This window comes from Rhizobium sp. NZLR1b, assembly GCF_019685155.1.
Taxonomy (GTDB): domain Bacteria; phylum Pseudomonadota; class Alphaproteobacteria; order Rhizobiales; family Rhizobiaceae; genus Rhizobium.
This window is the reverse complement of record NZ_JABDWC010000030.1, coordinates 59687-74404: the sequence shown is the minus strand read 5'-3', so window position 1 is coordinate 74404 and position 14718 is coordinate 59687. Positions and strand designations below refer to the sequence as shown.

Here is a 14718-nt window from a genome sequence, read left to right as displayed (position 1 = left end):
ATGCGACGCCGCGCGTCGGCTTCGCATCAACTCCATCGATAAAGGACCGTCACCATGCAGCTCAAAGATATCAGTCTGTTCTGCCAGGCAGCCCTCGTCGGCGATCACTGGATTGAGGCTGACCGGGAGACGGGTATCGCGGTCACCAATCCGGCCACGGGCGAGACCATCGGCTACGTCCCGAAGCTCGGGGCCGCCGAGACCCGGGCCGCGATCGAGGCCGCGCGGATCGCGCAGAAGGGCTGGGCTGCCAGGACCGCCAAGGAGCGCTGCGGCATCCTGCGCAAATGGTATGAGCTGATGATCGAGAACAAGGACGATCTCGGCCGCATCCTGACGCTGGAGCAAGGCAAGCCGCTGGCGGAGGCCACCGGTGAGATCGTCTATGGCGCGAGCTTCATCGAATGGTTCGCCGAGGAAGGCCGCCGGATTTACGGCGACCTGATCCCCGGCCATCAGCCCGACAAGCGCATCATGGTGATGAAGCAGCCGATCGGCGTGGTGGCCGCGGTTACGCCGTGGAACTTTCCGAACGCCATGATCACCCGCAAGGCCGGGCCCGCCCTGGCCGCTGGCTGCGCCATGGTGCTGAAGCCGGCCAGCCAGACGCCGTTTTCGGCGATCGCCATCGCCATCCTTGCCGAGCGCGCCGGACTTCCCAAGGGCCTCTTCAGTGTGATCACCGGCTCCGCACGGGAGATCGGCGGCGAAATGACCGCCAATCCCGTCGTGCGCAAGCTGACCTTCACCGGCTCGACCGAGGTCGGCGCCGAGCTTTACAAGCAGAGCGCGCCGACCATCAAGAAGCTCGGCCTGGAGCTCGGCGGCAATGCGCCGTTCATCGTCTTCGACGATGCCGATCTCGATGCGGCGGTAGAGGGCGCCCTGATCGCGAAGTTTCGCAACAATGGTCAGACCTGTGTCTGCGCCAACCGCATCTATGTGCAGGAAAAGGTCTACGACGCCTTTGCCGAGAAACTCGCTGCCGCCGTATCCAAGCTCAAGACCGGCAACGGCTACGACGAGGGCGTGATCCTCGGGCCGCTGATCGACAAGGCAGCGCTTGATAAGGTCGAGGAGCACGTGGCCGATGCCGTCGACAAGGGCGCCCGCATCGTTCAGGGCGGCAAGAAACACGCGCTCGGGGGCACTTTTTACGAAGCGACCATCCTCGCCGATGTCACCAGGGAGATGGCGGTTGCCCGCGAGGAGACCTTCGGTCCGCTGGCACCGCTCTTCCGCTTCAAGGACGAAGCCGACGTGATCGCCCAGGCCAACGACACCGAGTTCGGTCTCGCCTCCTATTTCTATGCCAAGGATCTCGCCCGCGTCTTCCGGGTCGCCGAGGCGCTGGAATACGGCATGGTCGGCGTCAATACCGGGCTGATCTCGACGGCCGAAGCCCCCTTCGGCGGCGTCAAGCTCTCCGGCCTCGGCCGCGAAGGCTCGAAATACGGCATCGAGGAATTCACCGAAATCAAATATGTCTGCCTCGGCGGCATCGCCTGAGGCCAAAGCAAGGCCCGAGAGAAAAGCATGACCCATCCAAGATTCCTGTCCTTCTCCAGAAACGGCCGTCATGGCTACGGGCTTGCCATCGACGGCGGTGTCGTCGACCTGTCGGCCCGCCACGGCGCGACCTGGCCGAGCCTGCGCGAGGTCATCGAGGCAGGCCGCCTCGCTCAGCTCGCCAACGAAGGCAAGACATTGAAGCCGGATTATACGTTGGATGAGATCCGCTTCGAGATCCCCATTCCGTCGCCGGAAAAGATCATCTGCGTCGGGGTCAACTTCCCCGACCGCAACGAGGAATATAAGGACGGCCAGGCGGCCCCCTCCAATCCCTCCCTGTTCATCCGTTTTCCCCGGTCGTTTACCGGCCACGGCCAGCCGCTGATCCGGCCGCCGGAAAGCCCGCAGCTCGACTATGAAGGCGAGATCGTTATCGTCATCGGCAAAGGCGGCCGGCGGATTGCCGAAGCGGATGCATTTTCCCACATCGCCGCCCTGTCGCTTTGCAACGAGGGCACGATCCGAGACTGGGTGCGGCATGCGAAATTCAACGTCACCCAGGGCAAGAACTTCGATCGGACCGGCTCGATCGGTCCGTGGCTGATCCCGTTCACGGATGAGAGCCAACTCGCCAATATCAAGCTTGAGACGCGGGTCAACGGCGAAGTGCGCCAAAGCGACCGCACCAGTCGGATGATCTTTTCCTTTGCCAGAATCATCAACTACGTCTCGACCTTCACCACCCTGGTTCCCGGCGACGTGATCGTCACCGGCACGCCGACGGGCGCCGGCGCCCGCTTCGATCCGCCGATCTGGCTAAAGCCCGGCGACGTCGTCGATGTCGAGGCGAACGACATGGGCGTCCTCACGAACACGATCGCCGACGAGGTGTGAGATGCTGACGTCAGACGAGATCAGGCAGGCCGCCGAGCGGCTCGATATAGCAGAACGGACGCGCGTCCAGACGGAGCTTCTGTCGCTGAAGTATCCGCACATGACGATGGACGATGCCTACGGCGTACAAGCCGCCTGGGTGAAGAAGAAGATCGCCGCCGGCCGCAAGCCGATCGGCTGGAAGATCGGACTGACCTCGAAGGCGATGCAGTATGCATTGAACATCGACACGCCGGACTCCGGCGTGCTCTTCGACGACATGCTATTCGAGGACGGCGCGACAGTGCCCGCCGACCGCTTCATCCAGCCGCGCATCGAAGCCGAAATCGCCTTCGTCATGAAGGCGCCGCTGAAGGGGCCTGGGATCTCGATCTTCGATGTGCTGAACGCCACCGATTACGTGACGCCTGCGCTCGAAATCCTCGACACCCGCATCCTGCGCGCCGATCCTGGGACAAAAAAGGCGCGCACCATCGTCGACACCATTTCCGACAACGCCGCCAATGCCGGCATCGTCACCGGTGGCCGCGCCGTAAAGCCCGACCAGATCGACATGCGCTGGATGGGCGCGATCGTCAGCCGCAATGCCGAGGTCGAAGAGACGGGGCTCGGGGCCGGCGTTCTCAATCAGCCCTCCCGCGGCGTCGCCTGGCTTGCCAATCGCCTGGCGCAATATGGTGACGGCATCGACGCCGGCCAGATCGTGCTGGCGGGTTCCTTCATTCGTCCGATCGAGGCGCGGCACGGCGATACCATCGTCGCAGACTTCGGCCCCTATGGCTCCGTCAGCCTCTTCTTTGCCTAAGGATCAGCACCATGCCCGCGCCCAAAAACCTCTTCAAGCAGGCTCTGAAGGAAGGCCGCGCCCAGATCGGCCTCTGGCAGGCGCTCGCCAACCCCTACACGGTCGAAATCTCAGCCGGCGCCGGTTATGACTGGCTGCTGCTCGACGCCGAACATGCGCCGAACGACGTACCGCTTCTGGTCTCGCAGTTGCAGGCTATGAAAGGCGCGGCGAGCCATGCGGTGATCCGCCCGCCGGTCGGCGAGACCTGGATCATCAAGCAGATGCTCGATATCGGCGCGCAGACGCTGCTCATTCCGATGGTCGACAGCAAGGAGATGGCGGACGCCATGGTCCGCGCCATGCGTTATCCGCCGCAGGGTGTGCGCGGCGTCGGCGCCGCCCTTGCCCGGGCGTCGGCTTTCAACCGCATTCCCGACTACCTGCAAACCGCCAATGACGAGATCTGCCTGCTGCTGCAGGTGGAGAGCCGTGCAGGGCTTGCCGCACTCGATGCGATCGCTTCGACCGACGGCGTCGACGGCGTCTTCATCGGCCCGGCCGATCTTGCCGCCGATATGGGGCATCTCGGCAAGCCGGGCGCGCGCGCGGTGCAGGCGGAGGTTGAAAAGGCACTTGCCAGGATCCAGTCGCACGGCAAAGCCGCCGGTATTCTCATCGGCGATCTCTCTCTGGCCAAGCGCTATCTCGAGCTCGGCGCCACCTTCGTCGCCATCGGCAACGATGTCACGCTGCTCACCAATGCGACGACCAGGCTCCTCGACGACTTCAAGAAAGCGGAACCTTCTAGACCCGCAACCGATGCGAAGGCCTACTGACACTTTCCGCCTGTATTGTTTTGCACGGCCTGCATCATTTTGCACGCTCAGTCAAAACCAACTGCACAAATAGACGCTACGCCTCGGCATGCTTCGATCATGATTGCGAAGGTCAAGAGGAGGCAGCATGCGTTTCAAGAACAAAACAGCCATAATCACCGGCGGCGGCACGGGCATCGGCGCGGCGGTTGCCCGCCGCATCCGGCAGGAAGGCGGCAATGTCACGCTCGTCGGGCGACGTCCCGAGCCGCTTCGGGCCGTCGCCGATGAAATCGGCGCGACCGTCGTTGCCGCCGACGCGGCCGATGGTGCGGCGATGAAGGCTGCCGTCGAGAAGGTCAACGAGACTTTCGGCGGGCTCGATATCCTGATTGCCAATGCCGGTGGCCACGGGGTCAGGCCGACGGTCAGCATGATGGATGAGACCTGGGATCTCGCCGTGATTGACCACCAAAATACTGGCTCTGACAGACGCCCTAGGAAATCTGGTTCGCTTCGAACTCCTGCCCGGCAACCGACACGACACAGTTGGTGTCGCGCCCCTCATTGACGGCATCGAATTTGGCGGGTTGCTGGCAGACAAGGCTTTCGACAGCAATTGTGCCCGATCGACGAGGCTGCGATTCTGCAATAGATCAAACTCTGCCTCCCAAACAGCGTTAGCATAATTGGAGACTGCTACAGTTCATACGGATCGTCAATTTTATTTAACATATTAATTAGTTCAGGTATCAGGCGCTTCTTCGAGCCTTAAAGCGGTGAGCTCTTCCAGCATGTCGAGAAGTCTCTCCATTCGCTCGGCTCCAAATCGCCTATCGATGTCAGCATACACCTTCAAGCTTTCCGGCATAACTTCTTCGACAATAGCCTGTCCTGCCGAAGTAATCTGTAACAGCACCCGTCGGCCGTCGTCGTCATCCCTATGTTTGGTAATGAAACCGCGCTCCTCAAGCGACCTGATCATCCGCGTCAGGCTCGGGGCGAGAATTGAGGCCTTATCTGCCACCTCGCTCGCATCCAACTTGTCCGCCTCGTACAGAACACGAATGACGCGCCACTGCTGTTCTGTCACATCATGCGCTGCCAGGATCGGCCGAAAATGGCTCATCACCCCTTCGCGAGCACGCAAAAGTGAAATTGCCAGAGAGCGGCGGGCGCGCTGCGGCTGAGTCGTCTCGTCGGACGAGGGTTCAGACGGAAGTTGAGTGTGGCTACCAGCTGTTTTTTGCTGCATTTTGGCGATCCGCTCGCATCAACATGCTGATTCCATTAACATGGTAACGACCAAACACAAGTCCTAACGTCTTTTCAACCACCCGAATGACGGGCTTCACCAACCTGGGACGAATTTGTTGCCGCAGGGCCTGCATTGAAGGCGGCCGTGAGGCCTCGCTCATCTCACCGTCACGCTAACATACCGCTACGAACTCAAGACCCAACAGCTTTCCCAGCTTTTCGATGCGCCCGGCAATATGCCCGACGCCGACGGCGCAGTGATGGGCCGGTCCTTGCGCATTCCACGCTTCGACAAAGCGCCGCGCTCCCAGCGGAAACTGATACCGGCTGTTGGTATTGCCGATTTCGAGGATCGGGCCTGCGACTGAGGCGCCCTCTGCGCAGAGCAGCTTGATCTTGCCGGCGCTCTCGACGACCGAAAGCAGCGTCACCGGTCCATGCTTGACAGACATCTCGACGCTGACGCCGAAGCCGACCTTGCCGTGGAAAACCTGCAGCGGGCGGATCTTGGTGCGCCCCTCGGCAATTCCGGTATGCCCGGGCCCGTCATGCCCCATCAGCACGACGTCTGCGGCGAAATCCATGGCATAGTATTCCGTGAACGAGCCGCCGACACCGAAGCTATCCATGATCTTCATGGCCTGAGCGTTCTTGATCTCGTACTCACCGGCAACCGGCACGCCATTGGCCGTCAGCATCGAACAGCCGACGATGACCGAGGTGATAATGTCCTCGTATTCGTTGCCGGGCTGAGATTCGTAATAATAGGCCAGCGACCCGAGCGATTTCTTGATCACCAGTCTTCGCAGCGCCACTGCGGTTTTTGCCGCACGCGCCAGCTCCTTGGGGTCGCAGTCGGGCTGCACATCGAATTCGGCTTTGATCGTCGCCAGACAGGCGAAGACATCCGCCTCGCTTACGTCATTGCGGAGCCGCGCCAGCTCGTCGATTTCCAGCACTTCGATATGTGTTCCGAAGGCTGCCGCTTGCGCGGTCAGATCCGAATAGATATCGAGCATGCCATTGTAGTAGCGGCCCATGACGCCGAGCCGATTATGCGCCATTACATGGGCGACGCGCGCAGCCTCGATCCAGTCGTTGATCTCCTCCTCGACGATCGGATCGCCGGTGAGAACGCCGGTCACCTGATGAAAGCTAATGCCCGCCCGGTGGAAGACATTGGCAATTTCCGGGACGGGGCAGGCCGAGCAATGCGCCAGCCAGTCGCCGGTCATCGCGGTGCGATCGCCGAGCGCGTTGAAGCTGGCATAGTCAATGGCTGCGGTCGGTTGCAGATTGAGAATGATCACCGGAACCTTTGCACGACGGACCACCGGCAGAACGGTCGACGAGAGGGCATAGGTGGTGATGTAGAGAAAGATTATGTCGACATCGGCCTGACGAAACTGATGGCCGGCTTCCAGCGCTTTTTCGGGCGTATCGATCAGCCCAAGGTTGACGACCTCGACGCCGGGGCGCGCAAGCTTTTCCTCGACGGTATCGACATAGCCGCGCAAACGCGTTTCAAGACCTTTGAATTGCGGCCAGTAGGCCTCCAGGCCGATGCCGAATAGGCCGGCCTTCAATGGGCGTTCAGACATTTGTATTTCTCCGATGCAATATGGAATGGCGTCAGCTTTGCAGGCGCACGCGCAACTGATCGAGGCCGACAGCCATCAAGAGAACGACGCCGCGGGTCACATCCTGCCAGAAGGAGGACACGTTCATCAGCGTCAGACCGTTATTGAGTGTGCCGAGAATGAGGACTGCGATCAGCGTGCCCCAGACGCTGCCGCGTCCGCCAAACAGGCTGGTGCCTCCAAGGATGATGGCAGCAATGATGGTCAGCAGATGCTGTCCGGCGGCATTCGGTGCTGCAGCGCCAAGCATTGCGGCAAGGATGATGCCGGCCGCAGCGCCTGAAAGTCCGGAGACGATATAGAGCACCATCTGGGTCCGCTCGACGGGCACGCCGAGCAAGCTGCTAGCCTCTGGATTGCCGCCGGTCGCATAGACGAAGCGTCCGAACGGTGTCTTCGACAGGATTAGCCACAGCGCGACGAACACGAGCAGCATCAGGATGATCGGAAACGGGATGCCGAACAGGCGGCCGGATCCGAGCCAGTTGAAGGCTGGAATGAAGAGGGGCTTCGACAGGCCGCCGGTCATGACCATGGAGAGACCGGAAAATATGCTCATCGTCCCGAGCGTGGCGATGAGGGGATTGAGCTTCAGGCGAGTGACGATAAATCCGTTTAGTACGCCAACCGCGCAGCCAATAACAAGCGCCGTGAGGCAGCCAGCCCAGATATTGATGCCGTTGGCATGCATCAGCGCCACGATGACGCCGGCAAGACCGGCAACGGCGGCAACCGACAGGTCGAGTCCGCCGCCGATGATCAGCGGCGTACCGGCGGCAGCCATCAAGCCGATGAAGGCCATGTTGGTGCCGATGTTGGACAGGTTGCTCAGCGTCAGGAAATAGGGCGAGAGAAGCGAGAACGCGGCCAGAAGCAGGATGTAGAACACCAGGAGGAGCACGATGCCGGCGGCCGGGCGGCCGAGAAAGTCGGTCAGCGAACTTGGCTGCTTCTTCGAAACACCTGGCGCTGCGGGAATGGAGGACGACTTGCTCATGATTTCTCCGGTTCATTCGTATCGCGGACGGCAGGCCGAAGCTCGGCTGCGCGCATCAGGTCCGTCGCGGTCGCATCCTGTCCAAGCTCGGCCACGACCTTTCCATCCTCCAGAACGAGGCTGCGATCGGCGAGCCCCGCCACCTCTTCCGCGTCGGAGGAGACGATCAGGATCGCAAGTCCCGCTTCCGCCAGGCGGCGGATTTCCGCGTAAATCTCGCGCCGGGCGCCAAGATCGACGCCACGTGTCGGCTCTTCGAGGATCAGGAAACTGGGGCTTCCGAGCAACCAGCGGGCCAGGCAGATCTTCTGCTGGTTGCCGCCGGACAAAAGGCGGATCTCCTGATCCGGGCCAGATGTCTTGACCCGCAAGGTTTTGATCCAGTCGCTGGTACTCGCGTCTTCGCGCTTCTGATCGACGACGCCGGATTGCGTGAAAAGGCTGAGATAGGGCAGCGTGGTGTTGGTGCGCACCGACAGATTGCCGATCAGCCCCTGACGCTTGCGCTCGGCGGCGACAAAGCCGATACCCGCGCGTACGCTCTTTCGCGGCCCGGACAGGCCGATGTCGATATCGTTCAGCCGGACGGCTTTGGCACGCGCGGCAGACTCGGCGCCGTAGATGGCAGGGCCGATCTTTTCGGCGCCGGAACCGATCAGGCCGAAAACACCAAATACCTCACCGCGCCGCACGGAAAGCGACACGCCGTTAAGCCACCCGGGAAGAGACAGGCTCTCGACGGACAGGACGATCTTGGCATCCGAACGCGCTGCTGATTTGGCCGGATAGAGGTCGCCGAGATCGCTGCCGAGCATTGCCGTCAGCACCTCGTCGCGACAGGTCTCCGCCGTCTTGAACGCGCCACGAACCTCGCCGTCGCGCAACACGACGATACGGTCGCTGAGCCGGAAGACCTCGTCCAGATAATGCGAAATATAGATGATGGTGACACCCTGGGCTTTCAGCGCCTCGATCACCTCGAATAGATTGTTGGCGTCAGCCTCGCCCAGCGATGCCGTCGGCTCGTCCATGATAAGGATCTGCGCCTTGCCGGAAAGCGCGCGGGCGATTTCGACAATTCGCTGTTCGGACAAAGGCAGCGAGCCCATGCGCCGGCCGGTCGCGACATGATCGAGCCGCAATCGCTTGAGCAGCGTCTCCGCCTGTCCGTCCATTGCCGGCCGGTCGATCATGGGAATGCCCGCAAACCTCCGCTTCGGCATGGAGCCAAGCGCGATGTTTTCAGCGACAGACAGGTCCGGATGCACCGAAAGCTCCTGCGGCATCAGCCGGATGCCGGCCGCAATCGCATCCTGTGGGGTGGCGATCGTCGTGATTTTGTCGTCGATTCGGATTTGTCCGCTGTCCAGCGTGTAGACGCCTGACAAAATTTTCATAAGCGTCGACTTGCCGGCCCCATTGGCACCGAGAAGTGCAACGATTTCGCCCGCATGGGCCGCAAGGGACACGTTCTTCAAAACCGTCACGCCAGCAAACGCTTTCGTGACATTGGCGATCTGGAGCCGCTGATTGCGGCTCCCTTCAGTTCTCTCGTCCATCACGTGACGCTCCCTTGACGGCATCCCTCTTACTGCTGAGGGAGAATTGCCTCGTAGCCTTTCAGCCAGTCCTGCTTCTTCAGGTCTGCGAGGTAACTTGCGAATTCCGTTTCCGGAAACACGTACGCATCAGCCTCGCCGACGCATTGAAATTCCTTGTAGAACTGGCAGATATTGGACTTGGTGACCATCTGGTGGGTGACGAACGTCGCCTCCGGGACGGGTTTTCCGGCAAGGGCCGAGAGCGCGATCGGGATCAGGTAGTTTCCGTAGCTGCCGGGGAACGAACCGGTAGCGGCAACCAGGTTCGGATCGGTGGCAAGCGCCTCGGCCTCGTCTGCCCCGTTGCCGACCGCAATCGCCTGATCGGCGCGGCCCGCAGCCCGCACGGCCTGCAGCATCCCCATCGTCGCTTGGTCATTGATGGCGATGAGCAGAATTGGCACGCCCGGCGGAATGCGGCCGATGACGTTGTTCATCTGCGCAAAGGATTCCTGCAGTGTGTTCTTGGTATCGATTTCGATGATGTGATCGGCCGGGAAGTCCTTGGTCAGCGCCAGGAAACCGGCCCGCTGGCCTTCCGTGCGCATGCGCGGGATGACGCCCGATTGCGGCAGGGCGCCGATGACCAGATAGCCGGTCTTGACGGCATCGACGCCAAATTTCTTCTGCGCCGCCGTTGCCAGATAGGACCCGCCCATAAACCCGGACTTCGGATTGTTGACGCCAAAGAAGCTCGCGCCCGGCATCGGAATGTCGATTGCCGTCACCTTCGTGCCGTCCGCTTTGAAGACGTCCATTACGGTCTGGCCGAAATTGGCATCGGTCTGGAATTCGATGACGTAGTCAACCTTGCGCTCGGCAAACGATTTGGCATTGGCCAGCGCCGTCGGCCCGTCGAGACGGTTATCCGCGATCAGGAGTTCGACGCCTGCGGCATCCGCATTCTGCTGAATGCCTTTTTCGACAAGTACGCCGAAGGAAATATCGCGCTGCAGATTGGCAAAACCGATGCTGTAGGTCTTGCCGTTTTTCGGCGGGGTGATTTTGGCGGCATCTGCCGCCATCGCCTTCAGATTATCGGCCGACAGCATGTTGCCGCCGAATTTTAGCGGATCGAACCCGTGGAAATCCTCGGCATAGGCAGCAGAAGCCGCAAGGCAAGCGGCCACCACCAGCAGTCTGGCTTGATGTTTCATGTCTCTCTCCTCCCGGCCCCTGCCCTCCCTGGCAACGGCAGCGCTGATGATCTCAGCGCAGATGTTCAGGTCATCCGAAAACTGACCTTACCTATTGACGTTAACACCAAGCATTCTCGTTGACACGACAGCATATTCCGCAAAAATGATCTTTTGCATACAAAATATGATCCTCAGGCGCAGCAAGGAACATGCAGAACTATTTCGTTTACATGCCAGACAATCGTCTTTGCGCCGCCTGGGGATGCACGGCCGTTTCTACCGGCTATACAGAAATCGCGCCCCATTCCGACTACCCACCGAGCCGTCATCCGGACGATCATCATTTCAGTTGGTCGCGCGGCCGTATCCTGAACGCCTACCAGGTGGTGCACATTAGCGCCGGAAGCGGACGGTTGGAATTTGGGCATGAACGTCGACAGGTCACGATCGCCGGAGGCTCGATTTTCCTGCTCTTTCCAGGGGTATGGCACCGGTTTGCCCCCGATCGTCGCACGGGGTGGGTCGAGCACTGGATCGAATGTCGGGGAAGTGCTTTCGACTTTGCCTGCGATGCAGGCCTGCTGCAACCGGAGCGGCCAGTTCATCAGAGCAGCGCGGAAGTTTCCGATGTTTTCGCCTCGATCCACGCGCTGGCGCAGGACGATACCTTGCGCAATCAGCCGCTGATTTCGACCTTAGGCCTCCAACTGCTTGCTCTCTTATGCCGGCCCACCGACATCAGCAGCAACGCATCAGGCAGGCTTGTCGATCGCGCGCGTATGACCTTGATGGAGCGTTGCGGCCATGCGCTTTCTGTCGAGCAACTCGCCGAGGAGCTAGGCGTCAGCTATCCCTACTTCCGGCGCCTGTTCCGGGAGCAGACCGGCATGTCGGCCAAGCAATATCAAATGACCGTGCGCATTCAGCGGGCTGGAGATTTTTTAGTAAACACCGACAAATCGATCAAGGAGATCGCCGGTATTCTCGGTTTTCATTCGGCGTTTCACTTTTCGACTCAGTTTCGTCAACTGATGGGCGCAAGTCCGACGGATTTCAGGGCGACGAGCCACCGGTAAGCTTGCCACGCTTTGGGTTTCCGATGCCGTTATCTTCTTCAGCCGGACAGCAAAGGGTTTCGTCGCAAATTTTTCCGGTCATTTGCAACCTGATTTATGATGGCATAGACCCGGGGTGAAGATGCACCGGCGGGTTGAGTTCTCGGTCATGGTCGATTTCAAGGGCAGCCACTATTCGAGAGACGTGATTTTGTATTCGGTGTTTTTCCGATCCCCGGTCCGACATGCTTGTCACTAGGCTCGAGCGAAAAACCGTGTTTCGGCGACGCCCGGAAGTCGGACGTGGCCAACAACTTGTTGCTGCCAACGTCGATACACTGTTGATCGTGACGTCGTGCAACGCCGACTTCAATACTGACCGGCTAGAACGTTACCTGATCATGGCCAACCAGGCAGGAAGCAAAGCGGTGATCGTGTTGACGAAGGCTGACACTGTGGACGACGTTAGCCTATTTCAGGCCAAAGCCGAGGCTTTGCAGCGTGACCTACCTGCCGTTGCAAGCTCTTTTTTGAGTTCCTGGTGCGGCGTTGGCCAAACGATTGCCCTGGTGGGATCTTCCGGCGTTGGAAAATCGACGCTGGTGAACACGCTGACCGGACCTGCATCTGACTCAGTGCAGAAAACCGGGACTATTCGCGAATATGACGCCCAAGGCCGTCACACCACAACGGCGCGATCGCTGCATGCTATTCCAGGCGGCGGCTGGGTCATAGATAATCCAGGAATAAGAACACTTTACCTCAGTGATGTGACCGACGGGATCGATACGCTTTTTGCCGACATAACGGAACTGGCACTGCTTTGCCGATTTCGCGATTGTACCCATGCGCATGAACCGGGCTGCGCAGTTCAGGGCGCTGTCAAAAGCGGCACTTTGGCCGACCACCGCCTCGAACGGTGGCGAAGCCTTGTGGCTGAAAACGGCGATAGAACACCAGTCCTCAGCGGACCACGCGGCAACAAGATCGTTCGCAAAAAGAAATATTGAAGGTCTGCACGGCTTCAAACGATACGAACCAACGACCACGATCTTTGGACGTCGGTCTGTCAAAGCTGGTTAGAGCCGCGACGGTTCCAGCCAATTAGAAACGCGACACTTGTTCCTCGGATCAGCCCCCGATCCGACCGGCTGGGCCGGGTTGCTAGGGAGGAGCGGGGGCGGATGAGATGCCTTCGGCTTTAGCTTTGAGATATGCTCGCCACCATTCATTCTGCAGCTTCCATACGAGCCAGAGCTTTCTGTCGCTTAGCAATCACGTCCGGATCGCTCATGAAATCCTTCCTTTTACCCGGCTTGCGCCCGCGCTTCTGATATCCGTTGCTCGTGCTGCCGTCGCGAATGCCAAACATATGATCTGTCTGTCCAGTGCGACGAGGGCCGCTTTTGCTGCGCTGCTGGTCCCGCCCTGCCTGCTGTTCTATGATGACCGAGAGCACGTCATCCAGACGCTTGTTCTCGACAACAACTGACCGATGAACCGAGCGCAAGGTGTCAAAGGTTCTATAAGGTAGGACGTAACTCTCATGCATGATCTCGAGGCGTCCATCCGGATAGTCGCAAACCACGACCTTCTTGCCTGCCAAGGGCCTGGAGACGGCACTGGGTTCGAGAACGAAGAGGACTTTGTCATAGCGCAGTGTCAGGGATTGCGACAGCGTGCGAGCTTCTTTCCTACACATGGCGCCGTCAAGGTTCTCATGATCGGCAAGCGGCCGGTGCATGTCCTTCGGATTGCGCGGCGATTTGCCGAAGCGGGAATTGAAATCCGCAATGAATTCTGATGCATAGGCGTTGGCAGCCTCGATCGTGTCGATACTGCGAAGCCGCAACTCCTTCACCAGCCGATCCTGCAGCGTCTGGTTGGCGCGTTCCACGCGGCCTTTGGCTTGCGGAGTGTTGGCGCAGATGATGTCGATGTTCAGCTCATAGAGCGCACGTCCAAACTGCGTTAGCCCGCTCGTCCGGTCTTTCTCCGATGCATTAGTCGAGCGAAAGACGCTGTGCTTGTCGCTGTAGAACGCCAGTGGTTTACCCCATTGCTGCAGATACGCCTTCGTCGCATGCAGATAGTCGAACGTGTTCTCTGATCCGGCGAACCGCAGATGCAGCAGCTTGCCGGTAGCATCATCGATGTAGACGAGCAGGGCGCATTTAGGACCGCGGTTCTCAAACCACCAGTGATGCGATCCATCGATCTGAACCAGCTCCCCGAAACAATCGCGCCGGCCGCGCGGCTGGAAAACCCGCTTCTTGCGCTCACGCCGCGAGATCCAGATGCCGGCCTCTGTCATCCATTGCCGCAGCGTCTCCTTGGCGACCGAAATATGATGCAGTTCGATCAGCTTCTCGCGAGCCAGCGTCGGACCGAAATCCAGATAGCGTTCGCGGATGAGATCCAGCGCCGCATTGCGAAACTCCTCGCCATGGCGCCGATTGCTTGGTCTCGATCGCTTCTTCGAAACCAGGCCGGCCGCACCGGCATGGTCATACGCCTGCAGCAGCCTGTGCATCTGACTTCGGCTAAGGCCCAGCAGTTCGGCGGCCTGGACAACGCTAAGGCGCCGATCGCGGATCTTCTGGACAACTTCGAGGCGATGCAATTCTTTCTGCGACATGGTGATCATAAAGGACATGACGACTCCGACCGCTCCTGGTCTCGACCAGGCTGAAGATCGTCATCCTTGCTCCCAACGTTAGGCATTAACCAGTGCACCAAGAGGCAAGATTGTCGCATCTCTAACTGGCCCAACTGTCGCATTACTAAATAGCCGCTCAAGTGTCGGTGGCGTAAGAGGTATTTATGGAACTGGAACATGCAGCAGGCGCGAACGAGCGGGTTTACTTCGGCCGGATGATTGGCATCACGCCAGAAAAAGAAGATAATCGCTCATGCAGCTCAATCGAGCGCACTGCCGAGGAGGGCGTAAAACTCCGGGAGTTTGTCTCGCTCGTCATCGAGGCTCATGCACATCTCCCATCAGAGCGGTGACATGCGTGC

The 14718-nt window shown here is 59.8% G+C and carries 12 protein-coding genes and 3 pseudogenes; 9 read left to right on the top strand and 6 right to left on the bottom strand.

Features of this window, described 5'->3' with window-relative positions; all coding sequences use genetic code 11:
* The first annotated feature begins 54 nt into the window (after window positions 1-54).
* The 6 genes and pseudogenes from gabD to HJB84_RS34210 all read left to right on the top strand — a co-directional run.
* A complete protein-coding gene (gene gabD / locus HJB84_RS29585; protein WP_221117644.1) occupies window positions 55-1509 on the top strand; it encodes an NADP-dependent succinate-semialdehyde dehydrogenase in 1455 nt (484 codons plus the stop codon).
* 27 nt (window positions 1510-1536) lie between these two features.
* Entirely contained in the window at window positions 1537-2406 is an 870-nt protein-coding gene (locus HJB84_RS29580) for a fumarylacetoacetate hydrolase family protein (protein WP_221117643.1), read from the top strand.
* A gap of 1 nt (window position 2407) precedes the next feature.
* The gene (gene hpaH, locus HJB84_RS29575) at window positions 2408-3211 is read left to right on the top strand and encodes a 2-oxo-hept-4-ene-1,7-dioate hydratase (protein WP_207584427.1); all 804 of its coding nucleotides are present in this window, start codon (window positions 2408-2410) and stop codon (window positions 3209-3211) included.
* An 11-nt stretch (window positions 3212-3222) separates the two neighbouring features.
* Entirely contained in the window at window positions 3223-4029 is an 807-nt protein-coding gene (gene hpaI / locus HJB84_RS29570) for a 4-hydroxy-2-oxoheptanedioate aldolase (protein WP_221117642.1), read from the top strand.
* A 127-nt stretch (window positions 4030-4156) separates the two neighbouring features.
* Window positions 4157-4489, top strand: a pseudogene (locus HJB84_RS29565) (SDR family NAD(P)-dependent oxidoreductase); the annotation flags it as partial.
* Window positions 4473-4637 (top strand): annotated as a pseudogene (locus HJB84_RS34210) (IS5/IS1182 family transposase); the annotation flags it as partial. The pseudogenes HJB84_RS29565 and HJB84_RS34210, both read left to right, overlap by 17 nt.
* Before the next feature lie 116 nt (window positions 4638-4753).
* Here the strand turns inward: HJB84_RS34210 and hpaR are convergent.
* The 5 genes from hpaR to HJB84_RS29535 all read right to left on the bottom strand — a co-directional run bounded on the left by hpaR (window position 4754) and on the right by HJB84_RS29535 (window position 10660).
* Entirely contained in the window at window positions 4754-5263 is a 510-nt protein-coding gene (hpaR, locus tag HJB84_RS29555) for a homoprotocatechuate degradation operon regulator HpaR (RefSeq protein WP_207584425.1), read from the bottom strand.
* 175 nt (window positions 5264-5438) lie between these two features.
* Window positions 5439-6866, bottom strand: coding sequence for an arabinose isomerase (locus HJB84_RS29550; protein WP_207584424.1), 1428 nt, complete (start codon window positions 6864-6866; stop codon window positions 5439-5441).
* Window positions 6867-6897: 31 nt separating this feature from the next.
* The gene (locus HJB84_RS29545) at window positions 6898-7902 is read right to left on the bottom strand and encodes an ABC transporter permease (protein WP_207584423.1); all 1005 of its coding nucleotides are present in this window, start codon (window positions 7900-7902) and stop codon (window positions 6898-6900) included.
* Window positions 7899-9461 (bottom strand): sugar ABC transporter ATP-binding protein, encoded by a 1563-nt coding sequence (locus tag HJB84_RS29540; protein WP_259669685.1) that lies wholly within the window; start codon window positions 9459-9461, stop codon window positions 7899-7901. The genes HJB84_RS29545 and HJB84_RS29540 overlap by 4 nt, the downstream gene beginning before the upstream one ends.
* A gap of 29 nt (window positions 9462-9490) precedes the next feature.
* On the bottom strand, window positions 9491-10660 hold the full coding sequence (locus HJB84_RS29535; RefSeq protein ID WP_207584421.1) for a substrate-binding domain-containing protein: 1170 nt from the start codon (window positions 10658-10660) through the stop codon (window positions 9491-9493).
* Window positions 10661-10851: 191 nt separating this feature from the next.
* On the opposite strand from HJB84_RS29535, the gene HJB84_RS29530 reads away from it, so the two are divergent.
* Entirely contained in the window at window positions 10852-11718 is an 867-nt protein-coding gene (locus tag HJB84_RS29530; RefSeq protein WP_221117640.1) for an AraC family transcriptional regulator, read from the top strand.
* A 206-nt stretch (window positions 11719-11924) separates the two neighbouring features.
* A pseudogene (gene rsgA, locus HJB84_RS29525) lies at window positions 11925-12707 on the top strand (ribosome small subunit-dependent GTPase A); the annotation flags it as partial.
* 218 nt (window positions 12708-12925) lie between these two features.
* Here the strand turns inward: rsgA and HJB84_RS29520 are convergent.
* The gene (locus HJB84_RS29520; protein ID WP_221117639.1) at window positions 12926-14353 is read right to left on the bottom strand and encodes an ISNCY family transposase; all 1428 of its coding nucleotides are present in this window, start codon (window positions 14351-14353) and stop codon (window positions 12926-12928) included.
* A gap of 167 nt (window positions 14354-14520) precedes the next feature.
* Here HJB84_RS29520 and HJB84_RS29515 point away from each other — a divergent pair, with 167 nt between their 5' ends.
* Window positions 14521-14709: a hypothetical protein gene (locus HJB84_RS29515; protein ID WP_207584419.1), complete on the top strand. Its 189-nt coding sequence runs from the start codon at window positions 14521-14523 to the stop codon at window positions 14707-14709.
* Window positions 14710-14718: the final 9 nt, after the last annotated feature.